General features: G+C 37.7%; 21 protein-coding genes and 1 pseudogene. 5 read left to right on the top strand and 17 right to left on the bottom strand.

Going from position 1 to position 26794, the window contains the following annotated elements:
• Positions 1-174: 174 nt before the first annotated feature.
• The 11 genes and pseudogenes from B9A32_RS22135 to B9A32_RS21665 all read right to left on the bottom strand — a co-directional run bounded on the left by B9A32_RS22135 (position 175) and on the right by B9A32_RS21665 (position 10285).
• Positions 175-663: a hypothetical protein gene (locus B9A32_RS22135; protein ID WP_232367106.1), complete on the bottom strand. Its 489-nt coding sequence runs from the start codon at positions 661-663 to the stop codon at positions 175-177.
• Between the two features lie 486 nt (positions 664-1149).
• Positions 1150-1611 (bottom strand): annotated as a pseudogene (locus B9A32_RS22515) (ArnT family glycosyltransferase); the annotation flags it as partial.
• Positions 1612-1811: 200 nt separating this feature from the next.
• Complete coding sequence (locus B9A32_RS09425; RefSeq protein ID WP_084068703.1) at positions 1812-2558, bottom strand: glycosyltransferase family 2 protein; 747 nt, start codon at positions 2556-2558, stop codon at positions 1812-1814.
• Positions 2559-2566: 8 nt separating this feature from the next.
• On the bottom strand, positions 2567-4408 hold the full coding sequence (locus B9A32_RS09420) for a tetratricopeptide repeat protein (protein ID WP_212637878.1): 1842 nt from the start codon (positions 4406-4408) through the stop codon (positions 2567-2569).
• Between the two features lie 124 nt (positions 4409-4532).
• Positions 4533-5309 carry an ABC transporter permease gene (locus B9A32_RS09415; protein WP_084068698.1) on the bottom strand — a complete coding sequence of 259 codons (777 nt, stop codon included), beginning with the start codon at positions 5307-5309 and terminating at the stop codon, positions 4533-4535.
• Between the two features lie 11 nt (positions 5310-5320).
• The gene (locus B9A32_RS09410; RefSeq protein ID WP_084068696.1) at positions 5321-6196 is read right to left on the bottom strand and encodes an ABC transporter ATP-binding protein; all 876 of its coding nucleotides are present in this window, start codon (positions 6194-6196) and stop codon (positions 5321-5323) included.
• A 52-nt stretch (positions 6197-6248) separates the two neighbouring features.
• Positions 6249-6944, bottom strand: a complete 696-nt coding sequence (locus tag B9A32_RS09405) for a tetratricopeptide repeat protein (RefSeq protein ID WP_084068694.1) — start codon at positions 6942-6944, stop codon at positions 6249-6251.
• 177 nt (positions 6945-7121) lie between these two features.
• A complete protein-coding gene (locus tag B9A32_RS22340; protein WP_084068692.1) occupies positions 7122-7523 on the bottom strand; it encodes a type IV pilin protein in 402 nt (133 codons plus the stop codon).
• 1161 nt (positions 7524-8684) lie between these two features.
• Complete coding sequence (locus B9A32_RS22335; protein ID WP_084068689.1) at positions 8685-9092, bottom strand: type IV pilin protein; 408 nt, start codon at positions 9090-9092, stop codon at positions 8685-8687.
• Positions 9093-9459: 367 nt separating this feature from the next.
• Complete coding sequence (locus B9A32_RS09390; protein ID WP_084068687.1) at positions 9460-9702, bottom strand: hypothetical protein; 243 nt, start codon at positions 9700-9702, stop codon at positions 9460-9462.
• 412 nt (positions 9703-10114) lie between these two features.
• Positions 10115-10285 (bottom strand): hypothetical protein, encoded by a 171-nt coding sequence (locus tag B9A32_RS21665; protein ID WP_212637877.1) that lies wholly within the window; start codon positions 10283-10285, stop codon positions 10115-10117.
• Between the two features lie 716 nt (positions 10286-11001).
• Between B9A32_RS21665 and B9A32_RS09380 the strand changes: the two genes are divergently transcribed.
• The 5 genes from B9A32_RS09380 to B9A32_RS09360 all read left to right on the top strand — a co-directional run bounded on the left by B9A32_RS09380 (position 11002) and on the right by B9A32_RS09360 (position 18997).
• Entirely contained in the window at positions 11002-12915 is a 1914-nt protein-coding gene (locus B9A32_RS09380; RefSeq protein WP_212637876.1) for a tetratricopeptide repeat protein, read from the top strand.
• A 222-nt stretch (positions 12916-13137) separates the two neighbouring features.
• Entirely contained in the window at positions 13138-14658 is a 1521-nt protein-coding gene (locus B9A32_RS09375) for a glycosyltransferase family 39 protein (protein ID WP_332308503.1), read from the top strand.
• A gap of 529 nt (positions 14659-15187) precedes the next feature.
• Positions 15188-16516 (top strand): flippase, encoded by a 1329-nt coding sequence (locus tag B9A32_RS09370; protein ID WP_084068680.1) that lies wholly within the window; start codon positions 15188-15190, stop codon positions 16514-16516.
• The gene (locus B9A32_RS09365; RefSeq protein WP_084068678.1) at positions 16507-17868 is read left to right on the top strand and encodes a Coenzyme F420 hydrogenase/dehydrogenase, beta subunit C-terminal domain; all 1362 of its coding nucleotides are present in this window, start codon (positions 16507-16509) and stop codon (positions 17866-17868) included. Before B9A32_RS09370 ends, B9A32_RS09365 begins: the two co-directional genes overlap by 10 nt.
• Complete coding sequence (locus tag B9A32_RS09360; RefSeq protein WP_084068676.1) at positions 17858-18997, top strand: polysaccharide pyruvyl transferase family protein; 1140 nt, start codon at positions 17858-17860, stop codon at positions 18995-18997. The genes B9A32_RS09365 and B9A32_RS09360 overlap by 11 nt, the downstream gene beginning before the upstream one ends.
• A 132-nt stretch (positions 18998-19129) precedes the next feature.
• Here B9A32_RS09360 and B9A32_RS09355 read toward each other — a convergent pair whose 3' ends face one another.
• The 6 genes from B9A32_RS09355 to B9A32_RS09330 all read right to left on the bottom strand — a co-directional run bounded on the left by B9A32_RS09355 (position 19130) and on the right by B9A32_RS09330 (position 26789).
• A complete protein-coding gene (locus tag B9A32_RS09355; protein ID WP_084068674.1) occupies positions 19130-20227 on the bottom strand; it encodes a glycosyltransferase family 4 protein in 1098 nt (365 codons plus the stop codon).
• 112 nt (positions 20228-20339) lie between these two features.
• Positions 20340-21389: a glycosyltransferase family 2 protein gene (locus B9A32_RS09350; RefSeq protein WP_232367105.1), complete on the bottom strand. Its 1050-nt coding sequence runs from the start codon at positions 21387-21389 to the stop codon at positions 20340-20342.
• A complete protein-coding gene (locus tag B9A32_RS09345) occupies positions 21379-22461 on the bottom strand; it encodes a glycosyltransferase (protein ID WP_084068670.1) in 1083 nt (360 codons plus the stop codon). Before B9A32_RS09345 ends, B9A32_RS09350 begins: the two co-directional genes overlap by 11 nt.
• A gap of 68 nt (positions 22462-22529) precedes the next feature.
• A complete protein-coding gene (locus tag B9A32_RS09340; protein WP_084068668.1) occupies positions 22530-23447 on the bottom strand; it encodes a glycosyltransferase family 2 protein in 918 nt (305 codons plus the stop codon).
• A 202-nt stretch (positions 23448-23649) separates the two neighbouring features.
• Positions 23650-26346 carry an SF1B family DNA helicase RecD2 gene (gene recD2 / locus B9A32_RS22110; protein WP_084068665.1) on the bottom strand — a complete coding sequence of 899 codons (2697 nt, stop codon included), beginning with the start codon at positions 26344-26346 and terminating at the stop codon, positions 23650-23652.
• The gene (locus B9A32_RS09330; protein WP_084068663.1) at positions 26340-26789 is read right to left on the bottom strand and encodes a ferritin-like domain-containing protein; all 450 of its coding nucleotides are present in this window, start codon (positions 26787-26789) and stop codon (positions 26340-26342) included. The genes recD2 and B9A32_RS09330 overlap by 7 nt, the downstream gene beginning before the upstream one ends.
• Positions 26790-26794: the final 5 nt, after the last annotated feature.

Raw genomic sequence — 26794 nt, 5'->3', positions numbered from 1 at the left:
GGGCATCCAAAAAAGTCCGTCGGAGGTCATGAGAAGGTGTTGCGGTAAGCACGATTTTTTTTATGTTGAGGCGACAACTTGCTTGACATCTACCGTTATGACATTCAAAGTAAAATTTTTTGCCACTGATTGATATCAGTCTGTTGTCTGGCCTGACCATACAAACCCTTGTTTTTAGAAATTTTCATTGGTTTTCCGTTTTAATATTGCCGCCCAATAGGGCGAAGAGGGTGGCCATTTTATATGGGGTTGCCAACTGTAGGTTGTCTGATTTTCACCAATGTCCACAAGACCTTCCAAATTATAATTTTCATTTCTGTATGTTTCAAACCATTTAAAAATCAAATCATGGGAGTCAGGCCTGATAAGCCATGAAAGTTGATGACGTAAATATACTATATATTCCGGTGGATTGGATTCAATTTCATGGATCATCTGTTTTTGCATGTGCAATGCAAATTCATGGTTTTCCATTAAGGGATACATATAAACAAAACCCGTTGATGCAGGGCGATTTGAATAGAAGTAAATCTGGGGCTCAGACCCAATGACAGCTATTTTGTCATTTTCCCGGGTATGATCTTTAATGTATTGTGCAATTTTTAAGGACTCGGGAAATGGATTGATGGAATACATGGATCTACAGGCCTGTACCGGAGTCATTTCCAGCAAAAATTCTTTTTGATTATATATGGATATACATGAGCAAAAAAAAGCAATTACCATGGATATTGTTATTTTTTGTGTAATGTTTTTTTTGCCCCAACATTTTTTAACCAGAACGTCCATTGCAATGCCGGTGCATATGGAAGCCGCAGGAAGTAATAAAATAAAATAGTGGGGTCTGAAATAAAATCCCGGACAAATTGAAGCAAATGACAACATGGTAAATGAAATTATCAGGATTGAATTTTTTTTAGTTTTTACACTCCATATGGAAAATACCAGACCAATTGCTGAAAGAATCCAGAAAGTTGGTGCTGTCTGAACTATGGGGATGCCTCGATTTAGAAATCCTGTCCATGCGTGCTGGAGCGGTATTTGGCCGGAGTAGGCCATGGCATATTTAACTGTCCAGAACCAAAATGGCTTGAAAAGTCCAGACCCTGTATATATCAGACAGATAAACATGTATGGAAGTATTAAGCCCACGAGTAAATAAAGTCCCCATTTAAAAAATGGAGGTTTAAAAATATTATTATTTTGTTTTTCTTTAATACAAAACCAGATGATCCCCAATATGGCAAACATGATTCCATGTTGCTTCATTAATATTCCTGTGCCAAGGAATAAACCACTGAGAAATAAATATAAAATTGATTTGTATTCCATGCTTTTTAACAGGGTGTAAAGCCCGGCCATGGAAAATAGAATGACAAAATGTTCTGCATTGGCAATAATTCCCTGGACAGAAGCACCAAGGGACAGGATTGAAAATGTGGTTGCGGTAAAGAGCCCTCCCACTGGTGAGGATAGATGATGACCTAATAAAAATAATAAAATAACAGTCAGGATATTTATGAAAATCAAGGCAATGTGAATACTTTGTCGGGTTTCATTCATCAAAGCCATGAGCAATGCGTATGATGCATATACTCCCGGCAGTTTCATGTTGTACATGTGGTCATAGGGGAGTTTGCCGTCAAGAATTAATTGTCCGGCGTAGGCATATTCCCCTTCGTCTCGTTCGAGGGGTATGTCAATGAATCTGTGCCGTATAATGGCGCTTATGGTAATAATTACCAATAAGGTCAAAATGACTAATATCTTAACATGGGAAGCAAAAAAAAAATTATTGGTTGTCATTTTTTTCAAAAAAGAAATAATTTTGGAGAGATTATGTGCATTTTGGAAAGTCTGAATTGAATGGCGGTAAATATACATCCAAAACCATAACTGACACTTTTTTTAAAATTTATGGATGAGGCTTCAGGAAAATATTTTGTGGGGCAACTCACTTCCGCTATGGTATAATCAGACCACAGCACTTGTGCCAACATCTGATTGTCAAAGATAAAATCATCCGAATTTTGATTAAAAGGAATTTTTTCCAATAATTTTTTTGAAAAAGCTCTATATCCAGTATGGTACTCAGATAGCTTTGCTCCAGTGAAAAGGTTTTCCACCAGAGTCAGGAATCTATTAGCAATATATTTATAAACTGGCATGCCCCCTTTAAGTGCATATCCCCCCAGTATCCTTGAGCCCAGGACACAGTCATAGAGGCCATTGCCGATCATCGAAGACATCGCAGGAATGAGTTTTGGGGTATATTGGTAATCAGGATGAACCATGATTATAATATCTCCTTTATTTTCAAGGGCCAGTCTATAACATGATTTTTGATTGCCACCATACCCTATATTTTCTGCGTGGGTGTGAATGATGGCTTTTTTGAATTCCTTCGCAATTTTTACTGTTTCATCACTACTTTTATCATCTACGATGATCACCAGATCAACAATTTCCTGGGCCATCACTTCTTCATAGGTTTTACGTAACGTTTTTGCTGCATTGTACGCTGGCATGACAACAACGATTTTTTTCCCTTTGAACATTAAAACTCTTAATCTCCGTTAATTTTGTTGTTTTTCAGTAAACCCAGCGCTTTGTTGAGATTCTTTTCAATATCAGGATCTCCAGGAGTTATTCCCAAAGCTTTTTTAAAATGTGATACAGCCTTATTCAAATTTCCTTTTCTGGCAAATGCAACGCCAATATTATTATGTGCGTCTTTATAATCCGGGGTTATTTTTAGAGCCAAAAGGTAATGATTAATGGCTGAATCTAAGTCTCCAGTCTTAGCCAGTAGATTACCTATTTGATTGTGGGCTATTTCTTTATGGTCAAGATTGATATTCAGGACTTTGACATAATGAGACTTAGCTTTATCTAAGTCACCTGATTTCATAAGCAGATTCCCCAAATTAATATGTGCTTTTACATAATCAGGATTATAAAAAATTGCTTTTTCATAATAATCGATGGCGTTCTCTTTGTTTTCTGAATTTGAAAATACATTGCCCATATTTGTTAATATCTCTTCATTCTCAGGATCAATGGCCAAGGCTTTCAAATAAGATTTTAATGCATCATCAGTTCTTCCAAGTTTTGCAAAAGCAATTCCGATGTTACCCAGAGCCAATGAATAATCAGGTTTTATCAGCAACGCCTCTGAATAATGAAAAATGGCCTTTTTTATTTGACCATTCTTCATCATTGCATTGGCCAGGTTGTTGTGGGCAATATAATTATTGTTAGTAATATCGATTGTATGTTGGAATAGAGTTGCACTATCTTTCCAGTATCGAGACTGATGAAAAGTCAGAATGGATAGGGCCACTACTAAAATTGGAACCAGGAGACCGGATAAGGAAGACATTGTTTTTTTTGACAGTTTTTTTGTGTAAAACAAATGCTCAATGGCCCACACCACTAAAATATAGATACCTATCATGGGAGTATAGGTGTATCTGTCCGCCATGCCCTGGGCACCCACTTGGGCAATTCCAATGACCGGAAAGAGAATGCCCAGATACCAGAACCATCCGGTGAACATCCAGGGGCAACGCCTAAAAGTTAGGATTGAAAGCCCTGTCATGAGTATTAAAAAAAGAGAAGCAATTATAAGAAAGTGCAACTGAGGCATGCCGGGATGGGGATATAATATGCCAAAATCAAAGGGGTATAGCATTTTAAAAATATATCGAGTGTAGCTGATAATTGCATTGGCCACCCTGGTTTTAAGGGAATATAGCTCAAAAGAGCCCAGAGCTCCCCCTTTGTTTTGGGCATAAAAAGTAATGGCACAACTGGTGACAGAAATTAAGAAAAGGGGAATTTTCTCTAAGATTAAAATATGTAGAGGATGTTGTAATATTTTGCAATTGTGGGTTTTGACAGATGTTTTCTTCCAGCGGCCCAAGGGCCAGTGATCAAGCAGGAGTAAAACAAAAGGAAAAGTCACAGCCATTGGTTTTGCAAGCAGGGATAGAATAAAGCAAGCACAGACAGGCAGATACAGTTTTATACTGGTTTTTTTGACATAATATGTGTAGCTCCAGATCGCAAGCATCCAGAAAAAGGTGCTTAATACATCTTTTCGTTCAGAGATCCATGCCACCGATTCCACGTGCATGGGGTGAAGTGCAAAAAGAGCCATCACAATAAGGCTTTTCCAGTAAAAATCACTCATTCTTTGAAGAATAAGGAACAATAAAAATGAATTGAATAAATGAAAAATAAGGTTTGTCAGGTGGTGCCCAAAGGGATTCATGCCGAATATTTGTATATCAATCATATGGGAAAGCCAGGTTAAGGGGTGCCAGTTTTTGGCATAAACAGCGGTGAACGCCCACTGGAAATTTTTCAGTGTAATACCCTCTTTGATATGAAAATTATCAGTCACATAGATGTCATCATCAAAATTAATAAAATTATTGTGAAAAACAGGACTATATGTAATGCATGTTAAAATTATTATCAATAAGACGAATGCGTTTTTATTTGATATAAGTTTATTCATAATAAAATCAGACACCTCTGCGAGCTGAGAAAATCAGATTCGCTGCTGTAAAAAAAACAGCTGTCCAGCAAATCAAAACAAGAGCACCTTCAAGAAGTAATTGATGGGGGACTACTCGGCTGTAAAGTGCATCTCCACGGAAATTTAATGCTTCAAGATTGGGAAGAATATAATAAATGATGTTGAGGGTATTTTTAAGCAATATATCCTGTGAGTTAGAAGCAAAAATATACAGATCTTTGCTCCAATGACTTGTGAAATAAATACCGACCATAAATAAAGCCTGTAGGATTGGCGATGTAAAAGCAGCAAAAAATAAACTCATGGCCGCCAGCAAAATCCATTCACCAAATATGAAAAGCAGTGCCATTATATGCATTGCTGTTATCTGAACAGGAGCAACTTTAAATATCAAGACTGTAAAAAGAAAAAGAGAGCAAAAAATGCACATCAATACCATGACAATACCCAGAAGTTTGCCTGTTAAAAAAACAGGCCGTGTAACGGGTCTATACAAAATCAGATACACTGTGCGGCGTTGGTATTCTCGTTGAATTATATTGGCACCCAGATAGATTGTGGCAAAAAGACCCCAGGAACCAAACATCCAAAATGCGGCATTCTGCACGATTCGCTCCCGGCCCCCCACAGCCATTTCCCCCAACACCAGGGAAAAGCATAAAAACACAAGGGCTGATCCTGTTAAAATTTGTAAAGATTTATTTCTGATGGATTCACGCCAGACATTTACAGCAATAGCCCGGATTTGGAAAATAGTTTGCATGATAACTCCGTTTAGGACGCTTTTTTAACATCTGTAATTGAATAGAGCAGCATTTCCTCAATATTTTCCTGAATAGGTTTAAGTGATATCAAAGAAATTATATTTTTAGATGCGAGTTCAATGATTTTATTTTTTTTGTCAACAGGAAACGAGATCATCCATGTACCATCATGGCGAAGTTCAATCTCAGAGTTAGAAATGTTTTGTATTAACTTTTGATCATTTATTTTCGACACCACAGCTTCATAGAATTTTATTTTTCGGGACAATGCTGATATTTCCCCTTTCCAGGAGATTTGACCATTTTTGATTAGAACCAAACTGTCGCAAAGGCGCTCCACATCGGATAATATATGTGAACTGAAAAGTATGGTTCCCCCATTTTTTTTAAAATCCAGGAGGATTTGCTGAACACGAAGTCGCCAATAGGGATCGAGCCCACTCATCGGTTCGTCTAGAAGAAGGATGGCAGGAGAATGAATAAGAGCCTGGGCAAGTCCTGCTCTCTGAAGTTGTCCTTTGGAAAGTGTCTGCATTAATTGATTTTTAAGCGATCTTAATTCAACCAATTCTAAAATTTCCAAGGTTCTATAGGCTGCTTTTTTTGATTTTATTCCCGATAACTCTGCCATCATTTGGAGCCACTCTTTGAGGCGAAGATGGGGATAGGCATATTGATTTTCAGTAAGAAAGCCGGTCAATGATCTTGCTTTTTTCTGGTGTGCGGGAATGTTTCGAATCAGGACTTCACCTGATTGAGGTTTTATCAGCCCGGCTCCGAGTTTCAGGGTGGTTGTTTTTCCAGCGCCATTGGGGCCTACAAGCCCTGTGATGCGGCCTTTGGGCACAGAAAAATTTATACAGCTTACGATGGGTTTTATTTTCATGAAAAAGCCATGCCGAATGGAGAACGCAGACTTGCGCCATATTAGTTCAGAATTATTCACCTTTTATTACCTTTTGTAATTTTAACAGTATCTGGTGACGTTGTTCGGGGTCATGTATGTTTTTTAGTGCTTCTTTTAAAAAATTCACAGCAAGTTCCTTTTCTCCGGCTTCCAGTGCAAATGTTGATGCAAGACTGATAATAAAAGGGGGGGCTCCAGGAAGTAAAGATGCCTTGTGTATTGCCTTAGAGGCAGCGGCTTTATCATTTTTAAACTGCCATTGATAAAAACCTTTGAAAAACCATAAGCGCCATTCAGCAGGGTGATGGGCAATTCCTTTGTCTATTAGATAAATGCCATCTTCGACAGACCCAGTTTCAACTGGAAGAATAACTGCACCAAACAAGTAAGGATCAAGCCAAGATGGTGAAAGGTCGCTGATCAGGTCAATGAGATAGGCAAGGTAGGGGAATTGCTGGTCTGTGAGTGCGTGTTCACCAAAATAATAAGCAGTCCGTAACCATAAAAGATCTGCTAAGAAATTACAATCTGCGGGGGCAAATAGGCGAGCGAAAGAGGTATTCACAGGAATATAAGTAAGGTCCGACCCGATATCTCCATTTTCACACCAAGGGCAGTTAGGATTTTTTTCAAAAATTGTGAAACGAAGGTCAGCATAATGATTTTGAAGCAGTAGGGTAATACAAAATAAAGAAACGAATAAGAGGTTTTTGCTGAGGATAGTCATTTACTCTCCATAAAAAGTAATAAGATAAACACTATCTACCTTCCATAAAAATACAGTAAATCACTATTTATTAAAAAGCACATACTTAGTAAAAAAAGTAAAATTGTGTCATCGAAATGAGACTGGATTAATTGCTGATTGAATAATGAAATAAAAGATTGCTTAAGCATTGTTAATTTAACTGCATGCATTCGTTGTGTTGGTGAGAATGCCATTTTGATCTATTGCCCAAATATCATCGTTGCCATCGATAACACCCTTTGTATGCGCTGTAAACTCTGAGGAATTTACAGAAGTAATAAACATATACGTATATTTTGATGCACCGCTAAAAGTAAACCCAATTTTGTTTAAATCACTTCCGTAGGTATCATGTATAGCTCTGTATGCCTCTTCACAAGATCTTAATATGGATAAATTCTTTTTTGCTTCGATTTGTCTGGTTTTACAAATAAAGTTCATGAAATTAGGAACGGCAATGGATGCAAGAATGCCTATTATTGCTACGACTATCATAATTTCAATTAATGTAAATCCTTTATTCTTTTTTATTTTTAATGACTTAGATTCTGTTGACATTAGCTTTTTCTCCATATTGTTATCATTTCAATATTTATAGCAAAATTGGTAGACTATGGAAAACGCTAATTTATCAAATGACAACTGGTATAAAATTTTGTTTTTTCTTTAAGCTCAAAACACAATCTACATCTGTACTGAAGAAGCCTGTTAAAAGTTTGTAGAAGCTGCGCTCTGGATATTTCACAGTGGTGCACAGTGGAGATTGCTACCGACGTACAGAGATAGATAGTGTATATAAACTCTTCATCCGATGGGGGAAAAGAGCATTTGGACAGCCATACATCTTCATTGACAGATTCCGTTAATGCTATACGGTACACTATTGTTCGTGTATATACTTGTGAGGCAGGAATCTCCCAAGGCCACCTTGCCGAGCCAGATGAGCAGGCGTTGGGCTGCTCGAAAGGAGGTTTTACAACCAAAATACATGTCATAGTTGATGCGTTCGGTTATCCACTGAACTTTATTCTTAGAGCTGATATAATGCCGAGTTGAGAAAAAAACTTGTGGGTTGTCTGCTCCAACTCGTTGTTCAGTGCGCTGCGGCGCGCGATAACCTTAACTCGGCATTCAGTGTATCCCACAGACGCACTGTACATAAGCATATCCTTTGGTTGAAGGTGTAAGCACCACATATATACTAATTGAACAATTGAAAAGCCAGGGAAACACTCTTGTTATTCCGTCCAAATCCAACAGAAAGGTAGCTCGTAAATATGATGAGCGTATATAAAAAACATAATATTGTTTGAGTGTTATGTTGGCAAACTCAAACAATTTTGTTGAATCTTTTTTCTATCTGAAAATGGGAAAAAATATACGTGCTTTGTACATTTTGCTGCCGCTTTGATATGGCTACACTGAAATGACAACAGAACTTAGAATCTTTTTAGTGTTTGAAGTTAAAGTTCTAAATAACTGATGAACCTACACCTTGAGTCTAATTGTCGTTTGTAATAATAATTTTAGTATATCGGAGAACTTATGACTTTAAATAAAAATAAAAAGGAGCAACAGAGATTGCGACTCCCTTTTTTTGTTGAATTTGTGATTTCGCCTATATCTGTTTTTTTAAAGAGAATATTCCTTTTTTTTAGATTTTCATTAGGAATTTAATTTCATCCATAAAAAGTCAAAAAATAGGCGATAATTTGTTTGTTAACTGCAAGCATTCTGTGTGTTCGTAAGAGTACCGTCTTCAACTATTGTCCATAAATCGGTGATGCTAGAGCCTAAATTAGCAGCGGCTTTTTCTGTAGCAGTGGCATCAAATTCAGTACCGCTATTATCAATTGTTGCTGCGTAGCTATACCTAGTACTACCAGTAGTGCTAAAACCAATTGCACTCATTACTGTTCCATATGTGTCAAACTCTGCCCGATAAGCTTCCTGGTTTGTTCTTATTGTACCAAGATTTGCCTTTGCTTCACTTTGCTTCGCCTTGCACTGGTAGTTCATAAAATTGGGTATAGCAATAGCTGCAAGAATACCTATAATTGCCACAACGATCATCAACTCAATCAGGGTAAAACCTTTTTTGTTAAAAAAATTCATTTTTTTTGTCATGATGACTCCTTAAATTTAAAGATTAATGTTTGTTTCTATCTTGCTAATTGTATTTATGCATAAAGAATGCCAAGTTTTTCAAAACTCCATTGTTTTTTTAAAAAAGTAATATATATCTGATTTATTAAAAAATAATATATACACCTCTCGCAAAACCAAAATAAGTTGCCAAATAATTTCTTCTGTTTTTCTGTAATGATTGACAAAAAATGTCAGACTGTGGGGTGTGTTTTATTTTTTACAAAGACTCGTTTCCAGGCTAATGCTTGAAAAAAATGTTGCCATCATGGCTTGGTATCGGAACCGGTCGTTCCAGTCCGCCTCAAAAAGCCTGCGGTCACATTCGTGCTGGCAATTTTGGATAACCTTAACCAGGTAGCTTTTCCGAGGTGCTGTCATCAAGGTTGATATTAGCCACTGCCTGCTCGAATTTTCCGAACTCGCCTTCAATGACGGCCTTGTTTTCTGGACGATTTGGTGTTGCCCGTATCATTGTCATTTCGGGCTCAATGGCTTTTCTGAGCTGCTGATCGTTGTGGATAGGCTTGTTGTCATGAAGCAGGGCCTCCGGTTCTACGTCCCATGAGTCGGGCACTTTTTTCGCAGGCACGACGGACACCTTCTGCCGCAGTTACCACGACGGCGGTATGGCAGCAAGTAGCCGGACCCACAATACCATGCCAATTGTGCGCATTTTTCCTGGCTGGAGGTTAAATCAACCTTAATCTCCTTGCCGTCTGTGACAAGCGCCGTACCCGGTTGAAGCTTTGTGGTACTGCCTTTTTACCGGGGTGACCTGCTTTTGCGTTTACTGATCATTCCTGTGATCTCCAGGACATTGCGTATCTGGTTAGGTGAAACATTGACACGCCGGGGTTCTTGGGTTAAGAAATTTCTCAAACTCCCCTGCCATCGGGCATAGCCCTCAATGATCATACGGGCGATATCACTGATATTGGAATCAATAGACGGAATCGACCGTTTGGAGTTGGATATGTACGGTTGGACGGCATCCTTTTTTTTCAACCCTCCAATGTCGGGTAGGGTACTTCGGACAACGTGCAAAAGCATTTCAGGGAACCGATCCACCGGTCCAGGTGATTGAGAATAGTGCGTATGTACCCGGGGCTGTAGACCGTACGTCCACTTCCATATCGAACAAAGGCACCGGGGTTGTCCAGGCGATAGTTCAAAAGGGCCACCTGGAGGTGTCATTCCGCAATAGCACCGTCCGATGCGGAAACCTCTTCATGTCCATGAACTCGGTCTGCTGTATGCACTCCTTTTGAGAACTTGCGTTCAGTGTTTCAATCTTGCCGTTGACAGAGGCGTTTTTCGCCAGATAGAGTTGACTTCATACTCCTCCAGCAGAGCCTCGAACCGGGACAAGCCTTTCCATGAATGAAATGCTGAACCCCGGTCAGACATGGCTCCCTCGGGTTTGTCATAGCGGAAGGACGGCATTGTTCCAGTACGCTGTTTCGGACGGACAGCTTGATTTTGCCTTTACTTCAGTCTTCATTTCGGCTATTTCCTTTATAGTTTCTTGCAGGAAATGCCGAGATATCTGCTGTTTTGTGTCAGGCTTTTTCCTGTCTTTTTCTATGTAAACTTATAGAAGCCCAAGACAGGTAAGGATGTTCACGAATTAATCCGTATGTGGACTTTTAAATCATAAATTTGTTTTTTCGATACTATATTGGGCGAATAAATATATTGTCGCCAAGAGGTCAAGATGGCTAAAATCCACTTAAATAGGAGGATGGTATTTATATTGATATTGTTTTCAATCGGCTCGATTTATAGCAATACGTTTAATACTTCCTGGCACTTTGATGATTTCGGAAATATTGTTCAAAACCCAAAACTACACATATCAAACCTTGATCCTACTTCCCTCCTAAATTCCATGAAAGCCTCAATAAATGCTGGCTATTACAATGGGGATTCTTTTTATCGTCCTGTTGCTATGCTTTCCTTTGCGCTCAATTGGTACATCGGAAAAAGTAATGTTTGGGGATATCATTTTATAAACACGGTTATTCATATTATCTCCGCTTTATTTTTATATCTTGCCACTTTACAATTATTTAAAACAAATATTTTAAAGGGAAAATATTGGAATGACCAATTTTCCATTGCTATTTTTTCTACCCTATTATGGGCAATTCACCCCATCCAGTCCCAAGGGGTTACCTATATTGTACAGAGAATGGCTTCCATGGCCGCCATGTTTTATATTATTGCCCTTTATTGCTACTTAAAAGCCCGGCTGACATATTCAACAAAGAATCGCCTTTTGTTTTATTCTTTTTTTTTGTTGGGTGGAATTCTGGCCGTTGGATGTAAAGAAAATGCTGCACTTTTCCCATTGAGTGTTATTCTTATGGAAATTATTTTCTTTCATAAGTTAAATAAAATATCTTTGCAAAAAAAAATGTTTTTTATTTTGGGGGGTAGTCTAAGTATACTGTTTATAATGGGTGCCGCATTTTTGTTTTATAAGAATCCTTTTGGTTTTTTAAGTGGTTATGCTCATAGACCCTTCACCCTTTGGGAAAGATTGTTGACTGAATGTAGAATTTTTATTTTATATTTTAAACAGATATTTTATCCAGTGGCATCAAATTATTCTATTGTACATGATATTAAAATATCCAAATCTTTATTTTCTCCATGGACCACTTTATCGTCTCTTATTGCTGTTGGCTCCATCTTGATTGTGGGTGTGCTAAATATCAAAAAGCGGCCATTGCTCAGTTTTGCCATATTGTTTTATTTTTTAAATCACCTGGTGGAGTCCACTATTCTTCCCTTGGAATTGATTTTTGAACATAGAAATTATCTTCCTTCAATGTTTCTTTTTCTTCCTGTATCAGCGGGTTTACATACTCTGATAGATTTCTATGAAAATAAAAATCGGATTTTACTCTCTTTAATTGTAATTATTGCCGCCTGTTTTTTGTTCTTAACTGGATTTGCTACCTATATCAGAAATTTTGACTGGCAGACAGAAGAGACCTTGTGGAAGGCTGCCATCCAGACAGCACCAGGTAATCCCAGGTGTTATCAAAATCTGGCAAGTCTCTATTATCAAAGGAACGGGATGTATGATATCTCCATTGCGTTAAATGAAAAAGCCCTGACTCTGGACGATAAAAAACCCGAATATTCCAAAATGGTTTCCTATGATAACCTTCAATTTAATTATATGCAGAAAAAAGAATTTGAGAAAGCAGTTTTTTATGGACAAAAGGCTGTGGAGGCTTATCCTGACTCTAATAAGACAAGATATAACTATATTGTCAGCCTTCTTTCTACGAATCAATTAAAGGCTGCTGAAGAGCAATTGAATATTTTAATTTATGACAAAAAACGTTTGGATATTGTGTACCTTTACATGAAAGCACATCTTTTGTTAAAAATGGGCAGGTATCTTGAAGCTAAATCTTATATTTTGAAATCATTTAAGTTGTCACCATTGAATGCCAGATCACGAATGTACCTTGGATTTCATCACTTTTATCTACATGATTTTGATAAAACAAATCATTATCTTCGACTGGCCATTGCTGATATACAACCTGATGATCAGTTGTTTTTACATTTTGTACTTATTGAAAATGCCTTTAATGCAGGACGATTTGATATGGCGCATTTGTATTTAAGACGAATTTTATCTCACTTTACCCTATCGGTAATTTTTAATAAAATTAAAGAATTGGAAAAAGAACAATTCCCAATAATTAATTTTTCCTTTGATAGATTGAAGAACTCTATAATCTTTATGATAGATGAGACTGCTACAAAAATAGCAGGATAGCGGGGTTATGATTTGTCCTTTTGGGATATAAAAAAAAGAATTTGCTTTAAATTCCGGCTTGAAAATCTTTATTTGACAGGCTTGTGTCTGTTAATTTTTTCTCTTTGCATTTGTATTATCATACTTAGTCTTGTCCCCCCCATAAGCAGAGACGCCCTTGTGCATCATTTGGCAATTCCCAAACTTTATCTGGAGCATGGCGGCATTGTTCCGTTTCCCTGCATGTCTTATTCCTATTACCCCATGAACCTGGATCTATTATATATGGTATCATTGTACCTGGGTTCCGATATTGCACCTAAATTCATTCATTTTGCATTTGCTTTGATGACGGCAGTATTAATTTTCAGGTATTTGAAAAAACGGATGGATAGTATTTGGGGGCTTGGGGGCGTTTTCCTTTTTTTGTCTATTCCCATTATTATAAAACTTTCCATAACTGTTTACGTGGACTTAGGTCTTATGTTTTTTTCTACAGCTGCTTTGTTAGCCTTAGTTAAATGGATTGAAAGCAAATTTAAGCTTCAATTTTTACTTTTGGCAGGTGCCTGCTGTGGACTGGCCATGGGAACCAAATATAACGGATTGATTGTTTTTTTTCTTTTGACAATGTTTGTGACGTTTATTTTTTCTCGGTTTAATAGGCAGGTCTCTAAGGCTGGAATAAAATCCATTGCTGCTGGTTTGATTTTTGGTTTGGTGGCTCTTACTGTTTTTTCACCTTGGATGATTCGAAATTATATCTGGACTAAGAATCCTGTTTACCCTCTTTATAATAAATTTTTTAATGTTGAAATGAACCCGGCGTGCCCCATTCGTTTGAAAAATGTCGAATTAAAGGATGCTGAGAAAAAGAATATAAATATTGGTCGCTTTGCTTATCGAAAATTTATGTACAACGAAGAATGGTGGGAGACGGCATTATTGCCCATTAGAATTTTTTTTCAGGGAAAAGATAATGACTTTAAATTTTTTGATGGACGTCTTTCTGCTTTGTTGTTGATTCTTCCAGTATTTGCGTTTGTTGCATCTCATGGAAAAAATGATTTATACAGAGTTGAAAAATTTATTTTTCTGGCATTTTGCGGTCTTTTTATTTTATTTACAATGGTCAGCAGTGGGGTTAGGATAAGATATCTCTCTCCTGCTATTCCCTCTCTTGTTATTTTATCTTTGTATGGTCTTAAAAATTTAATGGATAATAAATGTTATAGCCGTCAATTGAGTTTTATCAAAAGAATGGGACCGTTCGTATTGGTGTTTGCAATGGCTCTGTATATGGTCTGGAATAATGGTGGATATCTGGTGGAACAGTTCAAATATGTTAAACCGTGTTCCTATATTTCCGGCATGGTTTCGAGGGATTCCTATATTAAAGATTTCAGGCATGAGTATGCAGCATTTCAATATATTAATGAGCACCTTCCTTTGGATTCAAAAGTGATGTTTTTTTATATTGGTAAGAGGGGGTATTTTTGTAATCGAGAGTATTTTCCTGATGAAGGTGGGAATATTGAATTTCTATATACTTTATTACGTTTCTTCACATCTCCGTTAAAAATTAAACAGGAGTTTCAAAAAAGAGGAATTACTCATTTGATGATTAATAATTTTTTATTTAAACAACGATTGTATACGGATTTTAAACAAGATAAAAAAAAATTATTTTTAGAATTTATTAACAATTTGAATGAAAACTTGTTTGATGCTAATGGCTTTTCTGTGTATAAAATAAAATTATAGTAAAATTTTTTTAAATAAATTTAAGATACTACTGGTTTTGCACTATAGTGCAGGTTACATGGCTTTATACTTCTTTTTAGGAGTTGATCATAAGCTGGGCCACTATACGTAAGATAGAATTTTATTAGGCTCAAGGTGCTGTAATTAAAGTCATTAATAGTTGCAAATAAAGTTTTATCACAAAATGGCCCGCGTTATGACCAAGCCCTTCTTTTTATAGCCATTGTTAATTGTAGTGACAATGGCTTAGTGTGCATTTGAAATTTCAAGTCATGTGATACCTGCGCTATAATTCCTCCTTTGTGCAGGATATATACATGGCAACCTGTTTGCAAATTTTAATATAGAGGTCAGTATGAAATGATTGTATCCTTTTTACATGAATGAAATATTCGAGAACTCGATATAAACATTAGCAATGTCAAATATATCAAAAAATTACAATTTCATGGTAGCTGTAAGAATTGAGATTAGCCAATGTGGGTAAGACGACATGGATCTCGAAAATATATTCTAAGGGTAATTCGTTATGAGATGTAAATTTTTCAATAAATTTAGATTATATATTAGAAATACTTCTTGGATTTTGGGTGGTTATTTTTTTCGATTGTTAACCGGTTTTTTTGTGTTAATTTTTATCGCCAGGTATTTAGGGCCAAAAAAATTTGGAATTTTGTCTTATGCTGGTTCTCTTACTGCTATTTTTGCTACTACTGCCCACATGGGGCTGAATGGTTTGGTTGTAAGAGAGTTAGTAAAAAAAATTGATGTTAGAAATGAAATTTTAGGAAGTGCTGTAGCGCTTAAATGCTGTGGGGCATTTTTTGGTTTTTTTTTGATTTGCATTGTGGCCATAAATACAGAAGATATTAATAGTCCTTCGTTTTGGGTTATAGTTATAATTGCATCATCTCTCTTATTTAAACCATCAGAAATTTTCGCCTTCTGGTTCGAAGCGCATGTTCAAGCAAAATACACTTCTATTGCAAGTGTAATTTCCCATTTTTTTACTGGAAGTTTAAATATTTTTTTGGTTGTTTTTGGAGCGAATTTATATTTTTTTGCCTTTGCCAATTTGTTTCAGGCATTCGTATTTGCATTATTATTATGGCTTTTTTATTGTAGATATAGTGATTTGCCTATTCAACGTTGGTTAGCATCTTTCAGAAAATCAAAAGAGTTATTAGGGCAAAGTTGGATTGTTTTTTTAGGGTCAATTTTTGCGAATGTGTATCTAAAAATTGATCAAGTGATGCTGAAATGGATGATTGGTGCTAAGGAAGTTGGTATTTATTCTGTTGCATCAACGCTTTCTGAAATTTGGTACTTTATGCCAGTAGCGATTATGGCATCTTTTTACCCAAGATTGATTAAATTGCATGAAAGCAAACCAGATGTTTTCAAAAAGCGATTTCAACAGCTTTTAAATTTGCTTTCTTTTTTGGCTTTAATAGTAATTCTATTGGTTACCTTGATGGCAAAACCTTTTGTTGATTTGTTTTATGGTGTTGCTTACCAGGCATCCAGTGCTATTTTGATTGTACATATATGGGCATCCATATTTGTTTTTATGCGAGCTGCTTTCAGTAAATGGATACTAATCGAAAATGTACTTATGTTTTCATTGATTACTCAGGGGTTTGGTGCAATTATAAACATTTGTTCGAATTTCCTGCTTATACCTAAGTATGGAGGATCGGGAGCTGCACTTGCAACACTTGCTTCTTATGCAATGGCGTCATATTTTTCATTGCTTTTTTATCAAAAGAGTCGCCCTATATTTTGGATGATGACACGTTCTTTGATTGCACCCGTTATATATTTTTACGCAATGATAAGGAGAGTAAAGTGGCATTAAATCCTAAAAAAAACAATGTGTCCAAAATCGTTTCAGATTATCTTTGCAATAGCTGTGGTGCTTGTTATGCTGTTTGTAAGCAAGGTGCAATAAAATATCATGAAACAATTGGTGGTTATTTATTCCCTAAAGTTGATGGGAAAAAATGTATCTTTTGTGGTCTTTGTTATGAGGTGTGTCCAGGTATTCATTTTAATAAATGTATGGTTTCTCAAATGTCTGATAATCCTTTTGTTGGAAAAATTTTATCTTGTTACGTTGGTAGAGCAAGCAATAAAGAGATCTTCAACAACTCACAGAGTGGTGGTATTGTAACAGCGTTTTTAATTTATTTGTTGAAGACCCGACAAATATCTGCCGCGATTGTCGCTACAATGCAGACAAACATTTCTCCTAGAGGACAGGTGACAATAGCTACAAGTGTAGAGGAGCTAATAAAATCTCAAAAATCCAAATATATACCTATTCCAATGCTGTCTGTCATTAATCAGGTAAAAAAATTTGAAAAACCTGTCGCATTTGTGGGGCTTCCCTGTCATATGCACGGATTAAACAATTTATTTGATTTTGACCCTGAACTTAAATCAAAAATTTTAATTAAAATTGGATTGGTTTGTGACCGAGTATTGACTAATGCAGCAGTGGACTTTTTAGGACAAAGTGCAACTAACCTGCCCATAAAGAATCTCATTTTTAGGGATAAACAATGCCCAAATTATCCTGGAAATCCAGTTATAATTGCAGAAAATGGAGATAAAATTATTTTGAATGCCTCTTTACGTATGGCAATAAAAAATTTCTTTACTCCGGTAAGATGTAGATTGTGTTTTGATAAACTTAATATTTTCTCTGATGTAACGTTGGGTGACCCACACGGATTGGAGGGTATCAATAGAAAGTTGGGTGAGTCCATGATTATGATTAGAACAAAAACTGGACATAATATTTTTGACGCTATTTTGGATGATGAGGCTATTGCTGTGAGGCAGATTGATTATCAGAATGCAATAACGGGACAACACATTAATGATAAAAAAATACAGTGGATAAGTTACATTGAGGCGTGGAAACAATTAGAAAGACAAAACCCTAACTTTTTTAAGTTATTAAAGATAAACTTTTCTCCCATTTTGAATAATAAAAAATATTTGCGAGATCTTTCTTATTCTTTAGCCTTAGATAATTTTAATTCACGTGAGGAACTTCTAAATTATGTGAGAATGGCTTTGAAACGAAAAAAAAAACTGTCTTTATTTTGTTTTCCATTACATTTAATAAAACGATTTGTTAAATTTTTTTTGACTGTTTTATGGTATCCCCAAAAAAATAGTGGGAGGGATAATGCTAATTGAAATTCGGGGAGTAAGTTTTAAAAACAAAGGATCAGAGCTAATGTTACGTTCTATTGTTACGAAGCTTAGGGAAAAGATACCGAATATAAACTTGCTAATGGTCAATCCTCTAACTGATTCTATATGTAGTAAAAGAGTTGATTTGGGATTTCATCGAAAACTATGTTTTCAAATTTATGGTTCTCAATGGGGCTTTGGGGGAGCTTTAATTCCTAAGGCGTTACGTCAAAAATATCATATGGTATTAGACTCAGAAGTCGATGTGGTTTTAGATGCATCTGGATTTGCCTATAGTGATCAGTGGGGGACGCGTGCTACTATTGCTGCATCAAAGGTTATAAGAAAATGGAAAGAGCAGAAAACTAAAGTTATTTTAATGCCCCAAGCATTTGGCCCATTTACTGGCAAGAAAATTCAAAGTGCCTTTAAAATTATAGTTGAAAATTCTGATTTGATATTTGCAAGAGATCAACATTCATACAAACATGTAACTCAACTGGTGGGAAAACGTGAACATATTAGAATTGCTCCTGACTTTACTAATTTAATAAATGGAGATTTATCCCATGATTTTGATATGGATTCTAATCGTTTTTGCATTATTCCTAATTATCGAATGATTGATAAAACTATAAATGAAGAACGGGATTTGTATATTCCGTTTTTAATAAATTGTGTCAAATACCTTTATGAAAAAGGAGCTAATCCCTTTATTCTTATTCACGAAGGGGATAAAGATCTTTGGATTGGGAAGGAAATTGAAAAAAGGATCGGACAAAAAATAAATATTATACATGAAAGCAATGCATTAAAAATAAAAGGAATTATTGGTGTCAGTGAGGGCGTTATCGGTTCTCGTTTTCATGGACTTGTCAGCGCACTTTCTCAAGGAATACCTGCTTTGGCTGCTGGTTGGAGTCATAAGTACGAAATGCTTTTTGAGGACTATGGTTTTCCAGATGGAATTCTTATGGTTAAATCCTCTTATCATGAAATACAACAGAAAATAGATATGCTTTTGTCCAATATTGAAAAACAGAAAATAAAAAAAAAACTTATAGACCAAGGCATTATTCAAAAACAGCTTTCATCTATAATGTGGGATACTATTTTCAATCAATTATTGTAACCCTGTGTGCCAATATAATTGAGGCAGAACCCCCTTGAAAACTTACTGTAGGATGAATTTCTCTATCGTTAAGATAGTTATCGCATGAACTAAAAAAATTTTATTATAAGGCTACAGGACCTAAAATAATATTCAATTTTTTTTCTGTGTTAATAAAGAAATTAAATTTTCTTGGTATTGGTGTTTGCTGAACCGCTCCAAAATTATTTTACGGGCATTATCTCCCATTTTTTGGCATTGTTTGGGATCGTTAACAAGATCAATAATTTTTTGGGAGTAGGCGGCAGTATCCTGTTTTTTTACGAGATATCCCGTTACTTCGTTCTTCACCAATTCGGGTACACCTCCTACCGCAGAGGCTATTACTGTGCGACCATAACTCATGGCTTCCGCAAGAACTCGTCCAAATGATTCATAATCCGAGGTTAGTATTAATATATCTATTTCTGTATAGAATTGATTAAGATCTGTAAGGTAGCCAGTAAAAGTGACGTCTTGATCAATTCTTAAAGACTTTGCCAGAGTGCGAAGTTCTGGAAGCATAGATCCGTTACCTGCAATTATTCCTTTGATATTGTTCCCTTTTATTTTTTTTAATTGGTGAAAAATGTATAAAAACCGTTCAGGCCTTTTTAATGCGATTAATTGGCCTGCAAAACCGATTACAACAGGTACATCATTCATAATTTTTTTAAAAGAGCCTTTAGGCTCGACTCCATTATATATTACATGACAAGATGGGGGATGTTGCTTCATAAACGCACTCATGGTAGAATATGAGTTAAAAATCACCTCAGATGCCATTAATTTAATAATAAAGCCGATCGTTTTGGTTAGGAATTTATTTTTAGGTTTTTTGACCTCTCGTATATGCCAAACACTTCGAATTCCAGCTATTTTTGCAGCAAAAGCTCCGCAAAGAGAGTTAACTGTGTTTAAATATACGATATTTATTTTATTCCTTTTCATCCATCTACTTAGCCAGAGGACATCAAAAGGAAAAAAGATGATAAATAATAATATTTCTTTTATACTTCCTTTCCCAATACCATGAATCGGCATATAAAATGTTGGAATATTTAATTTGCTCAATGCTTTTGAAAAAGCCCCTTTCGCAGGGCATAAAGATAAAATCAAATGCTTGGATTGGGCAAGACGTTCTGCTAAATCCAATAGACTTCGTTCGGCACCATAAAGATTTGGGGAGTGGCTTATAAGTAGAATTTTCATACAATACCTGTATGTCTTTGATTTTCTAAAAATACTAAATTTGATTGTAAGTATCAATAAGTTATTTAAACTTTTAAATTATTAGTGGTGTTCTTTTTTGAGGAGATAAATCTTAATCATTGTGATGCTGCACGTGAGTTCCAATGAGATTTGGAAAACCAAAGTTCAAAAGTGCATATAATTTATACGGTAAGACTTTGAAGTTCCTAAAAATTCGAGAAACAGATACTGTTTCGTCTTTGTTTATTTTAACTCGCCTTTTTAGTAATTTCTTTTTGTTTTTAAATAAATTATGAATAGTAAAAAAATAGATTTTAGTAAAGATGGATTTGTCGTTTTTGATTGCAGAAACCATCAAACCCTCAGAAAAAAGGCAAATAACATGTAATGGAAAAATAATTTGAAATAGAGGAAATGGATATCCCATGACCATCACATAACTTCTGTTTCTTTCGCTATAAGCCCTCCGCCATATAGAAGTCTCTAAACGCTTATCCACAACTTTCCCACCACCAATATTAGAGCCCACCCAATGATAAAACCCAGTTTCCTTGAGCGCTTTGACAGGATAACCGCGTAAATTGGCCATAAAACACAAATACACATCTTCCCCCAAGGTATGAAACCACTCAGGAAATCCTCCAAGTTCATGCCACATTTTACGGGGAATCCATAGACACCCCCCACTAACCATTCCAACATGCCGTCTTGCAGTATCATTATTGGGAACAGTGTTGAGGAATGGGTCAAACAAATTGCCAATATCAATGCGTTGACCTGTTGCCGCATTGTATTGTGCTGGGCCCAGGATTGCTGGTTCTTTTTGGGCTTCTTTGTGCAGCATTTTTAAAGCATCGGGAAAAAGTTCAGTATCATTATTAAGAAGTAAGACAAACTCACCCTTTGCCCTTTCCACCATACGATTATTGCTGATACAGAATCCAACATTGTCTTTGCTTTGAATTAATTGAATATCAGGGTAATTTTCCTGAATAAAAGTCACAGAATTATCCGTTGAAGCATCGTCATGGATGATAATTTCAAATGGAAATAGACAGTTTTGAGATAAAATCGATTTTAAACAAGCATCCAAATAACCGATTCCGTTGTAATTGGCAATGCATATTGAACACACAGGACTAAAGCACGTATTAGATTCCATTTGATATCTCATGATTATTCAAAAAAGTATTATCAGCATCCAGGTCAACCGAATTTTTACGAAGAAATTCATGATAAGAATTCAAAATTGTTTTTTTAAGCGCTTCATGATCTCCCATTTTAACAAAGATTATATTATTGTTGGTTTCTGAAAAAAATTCACGATTTGCATCGTTGTCCCCTAAAATTGTTTTTTTATTCATTGCTAAATAGGTAAATGCCTTACCAGGAATAACTCTTTTCGCTTTTGGAACTTCAGAGCTAAAATGCCCAGCCAGACACAAATCAGACATTGTTATCAAGTCAGCGATAATATTTTGGGGTAACCATTTAGACAGCCAAATGACATTTGAGGGCATTCTTTTATTAATTGCATACTTCAATTTATCCATTGGTCCAACAAAAGCAAAAACAATTTTTTGTTCATGAATTAAAGTGGCTGCGCAATTTAGAATCACTTCTACGCCTTGTACTGGATTCATTGCACCAAAAAAAAATACCAAAAACTTACCTTGAAAACATTGTAATTTTTTAATTTTTTTAGGATGATAAATATCTGTGTCAGCCTTTAAATATAAAATAATGATTTTAGACGCAGGAGCTGAAAGCTTATTTTTAAAATATTCACCATGGGTTTTAGTATCAACAAGGATATGGTCAGCCAGTGAAATCGTTTGTTTATCAAGCCACATTAGAAGATATGATAAGAGGCTTTGTTTGTTGACAACAGTTCTATCTTCAATCATGGTGTCATACAGTGATATAAAAAAATCAATAATAATTATTTTGTTTTTTATGAATGGGTGAATACATGGCAGCAGTATTTGGGGAAGACCTCCGATAAAGATAATATCGTAACTTTTACATAGGTAAAAAAAGGTCTTAAAATACACCAATAAAATTTTTCCAATGTTAATAGGGGTGATTTTTTGGCCTTTGTTGGCAGTAATGATAGTTGTTTCTAAGGAATATTTTTTGATTATTTCAATTTCTTGTTTGTTTCGTAAATATTCATGGTCTGAAAATGAAATAAACAAAACTTTTTTTCGTGAAATAATCTCTTCAAGCTCCATTAATGCTTCCTTGGTTTATATTTTTAACTCGCAAAAAATAGTTCAGATGTAGTTGAAATCGTAATTCATTAGTGCGTTGATGTACGGCCTTTCTCATGGAACTGTTTATTCTTGATCCTATCCTCAACCCTGAAATCCCCAGTACGCTCAAACCGCATCTGACAAATCTGCTCAGAAACAAGCCCCATCATAAAAACCACCACACTGGTGACCAGAAGTAAAGCGCTCATATTGGTAAACCGACCGGAAGTCAAATAGGTGATCATATAATGAAATATACCCAGAAGAAAAAGAGACCCACTAACCGGTAAGAAAATCCTCAAAGGAGAAAACAGCGTACAAATTTTAATGATAATCATAAAAAAACGCACCCCGTCTTTAAATAAATGAATACCACTTTTTCCTTTACGCCGTTGATTACTGGATATGGGAATATACTTTACGCTTCGCCCACTCCTTAAAACCGACAGGGTAAGAGTGGTGGGGTAAGAGTAAGTGTTTGGAAAAAGATATAAAAACCTTTTTGCCATGGCAGCATTAACAGCTCTGAACCCGGAGGTCAGATCCCTTACCTTGAAATTGGCAACATAAGAAGCAAACCGGTTATAAAAAAGATTGCCCAGATATCTGCCAAAGGAGGCCTGGCCGGAAAAGGTCCGCTGCCCCACAACCATATCATAGGTGTCCATTTCTGCCAGGAGTTTTCCAATATCCTCGGGCCGGTGTTGTCCATCCCCGTCCATGGTCACAAAAAAATCACCGGTGGCCATTCTCATGCCTGTCTTGATGGAAGCCCCATTACCAATATTGTATGGATGGGAAAGCACCGTTGCCCCGGCTTTTTTGGCAACTCCGGCAGTATTGTCAGACGAGGCATCATTAACCACAATGATTTCAAAATCAGGATATGTTGCTTTAATGTCTTTAACCACATCTCCAATGGATTCAGCCTCATTAAAAGCAGGGATGATGATGGATACCTTCATAAAACTCCCTTAAAAGTTAATTTCCTGAAGCTTTACCAGAATACATGAGTAAGTTCAACACAAACCATTATATAGGATGTTTGTCGCTATCTGGTTTTCGAGATCTAACTCTATAACATTCCGTTATTAAAGTTTTTTTGATGTAAAAGACCTTGGCTTTGTTGCTTTTTAAGACTCCAATACCGAAGTTTAAGGTTTATGCTCAATCAATATATAATTCCGCTTCTCCCTGCAAAAGAAAATCCAACGCCGTCTGCCGCTGATTCACATCCTGATTTCTCACAGCCATGGACATGGCCTTGCGCGTCCCCACAAAAACAGCCAGTTTTTTTGCCCGGGTAAGTCCTGTGTACAAGAGATTTCTGAACAGCATTTTATAATGCTGGGTGAGCACCGGAATAATCACCACCTCAAATTCACTGCCTTGGGACTTATGAATGGTAATGGCCCAGGCAAGGTCCAGTTCCATGATGTCATCCCGCTGGTAAAACACCTGGCGCCGGTCCGGATAAAAGGCAACGGTGAGGGTGGGTTCTGAGTTGTCAATGGCAACGATGGTACCGATATCACCGTTAAACACCCCAAGATCATAATTGTTCCTGCGGTGGATCACCCGATCCCCCACCCGAAAAATACGTTCCCCCACCTTGAGCTGGGGTTTGCCTTCCATAAAGGGGTTGGCAGCGTTCTGGATCACCCCGTTAAGATTGGCAGTGCCAAGGGTGCCCCGGGTCATGGGGGAGAGGATCTGTATTTCCCGGTCGGGGCCAAAGTATTTGGGAATCCATTCAAGATACAGTTTTTTCACCACATCCAGGGCCGCAAACCCATAGTGGAGGGAAGACCAGGGGTGAACTTTTTTTAATACAGCCGTAAGTTCCGCCACCCGGGTGTCTGCCTGGGTCAGGGCCGTAAGGTTCACATGCTGAAATTTGGCAGGAATGGTGATTTCTGTTTCATAGGGTCTCACGGTTTCATTGACGCGAAATTCATACAGCAAAGCATCTTTTTTGTTTTCTTTCTTATTTACAATGCCATTAGCATAGGTATCCTTGTTCCCGTTCCCGTTCCCGTTCCCGTTCCCGTTCCCGTTCCCGTTCCCACCATCCCCATCCCTACTCCCATCATCACATCCATCATCACATCCATCATTTTCCCTGGAAATCTTTAAGTGAGATTTAATATTTTCACAAGTCCCGGCAGCAGATACAGATTGTGAGCCTTCCAAGGCTCCATGACAAAGGCGTTTAACCCGCTCAATGAATCGAATTTGTTCCCCTGTGGCCTCGTCAGAATCCATGAAAAGACAATCCGATCCATCCTGCCACACCGACGGTTTTTTAAAGGGAGAGATCACCCAGGGCATTTCTCCCCGGTTGATCTGGTGGGCATACTGGATGATTTTCGAGCTCCTGGCCTGGCGAAATATCTGGGTGAGCCGAAAGCAGGGCACAGTGTCAGCAGAAATAATATCCCTTAATACATTGCCTGCCCCCACCGATGGCAGCTGGTCTGCATCCCCGATGAACAGCACCCGGCTATCCTGGGGTACGGCCTTTAAAAGAGAGGCTGTCAGGCTGATATCCAGCATGGAGCATTCATCCACAATGAGAAAATCAGTGTCCAGGGGTTGGGATTCATTTTTTTTAAATTCTCCCCCTTTCCATTCCAGAAGCCGGTGGATGGTTTTGGCCTCCTGGCCGATGACTTCACCCATGCGCTGGGCTGCCCGGCCGGTGGGGGCCGCCAGAAGTACCCTTAAGCCCATGGCCTGGGCAAGCTTCACAATGACCTGGGTGGTTGTGGTTTTACCGCAGCCGGGCCCCCCTGTTAAAATGGAAAATTTTTCACCCACCACCTGTGCCACTGCCAGGGCCTGCTCATCACTGAGATTGATCTCCCGACTTTTGCTGAACAGTTTAATCCAGCGCTGGACCCGCTCCCGGTCCACCTGGGGCGGTGGACCCATGCCTGCCAGTCGCTTGGCCACATAACGTTCGTCAAAATAGAGACTTCTCACATAATAACAGCGGATTGTGGAATTCTTTTCAGTGGGAAGTTCCCGAACCATGAGCTGCCTTTCTTTTACCATATGATCCAGCAGCGAGGATAATTGATCCTTAAGATCAAGCTCCAGCAACGCTGTGACCTTTTCATCAATCTGGGAATGGGTAAGATAACAATGGCCTTCGTTTCTGCCGGCTGCCACCACATGGCGAATACCGGCCATGATTCTCTGGGGACTTTGTCTGTCAAGACCGATGCTCAAGGCCACTTTATCTGCAGAAAAAAATCCAATGCCGTAAAAATCATTGGCCAGACGGTAGGGATCTTGGGTGACATTGGTAATGGCCTTGTCCCCATAGGTTTTGTAAATCCGCACGGCAAAAAGGGTACTGATACCATGGGTCTGCAAAAACATCATCACCTCCCGGATGGATTTGTGCCGGGTCCAGGCGTGGCGGATCATTTCAAGTTTTTTAAGGGCAATTCCCGGGACTTCGGTGAGGCGCTCCATATCGGTTTCAAATATGGTAAGCGTTTCTTTTTGGAAATGTTTAACAATTTTACGGGCGGTTTTGGGTCCCACGCCTTTGATGAGACCGGAGCCAAGATATTTTTCCAGGGCCGCCTGGGTGGCCGGTTTTTTTTCCGTGGCCACCACGGCCTGGAATTGACGTCCAAACTTAGGGTGCACGGTCCAGGCACCTTGAAAGCGCATGGTGGCACCGGCAAACACCCGGGTTTGATGGACCACCACCGTCTCCTGGCCCATGGCATTAAAAGGGGTGACCCTTAAAATGGACCACCCATTGTCTGGATTATGAAAGGTGACCCGGTCCACAATGCCTTCAAGGTGTTCCCGGATCACACCATTGTGAGAAAGGGGTGTTACCATGCCTCGGCATAGGCAGTTTCGGTGTAGGCGGATTCCATTTTAAATTTGTGACCTTTTTCCATGGTGGCAAGATCCTCAAATACCTTGCGGGCTTCTGCTGAATCGCAGTCTGCTGCCAGTTTGAGATACATGTTCATGGCTTCTTCTTCGTTTTTCATGGCAAGGGCAAAGGCATCTGCCAGGGTCATGCCTCCGGATACATCTGGTTTTTCCACGGTTTTGGATATGCCGTAGTCACTGGTGGCCTTGAAATTGGCTCCAATGGTTTTGTTTTCCAGAATATTTTTCAGTATGGTTTCGTGTTTTTTCTCTTCTTCGGCAAAGGCGGTGAACATCTCTTTAATAAAGCTTTCCGTGGCCTTTGCTGCCACATCCTTATAAAAGTTCTGGGCTTCTATTTCTTTTCCAATGGCGTAATTAATAATTTCTTCATAGGTGTTCATGGGAC

Source organism: Desulfocicer vacuolatum DSM 3385, assembly GCF_900176365.1.
In the GTDB taxonomy this organism is placed as follows: domain Bacteria; phylum Desulfobacterota; class Desulfobacteria; order Desulfobacterales; family Desulfobacteraceae; genus Desulfocicer; species Desulfocicer vacuolatum.
This window is presented reverse-complemented; position numbering and strand designations above follow the sequence as displayed.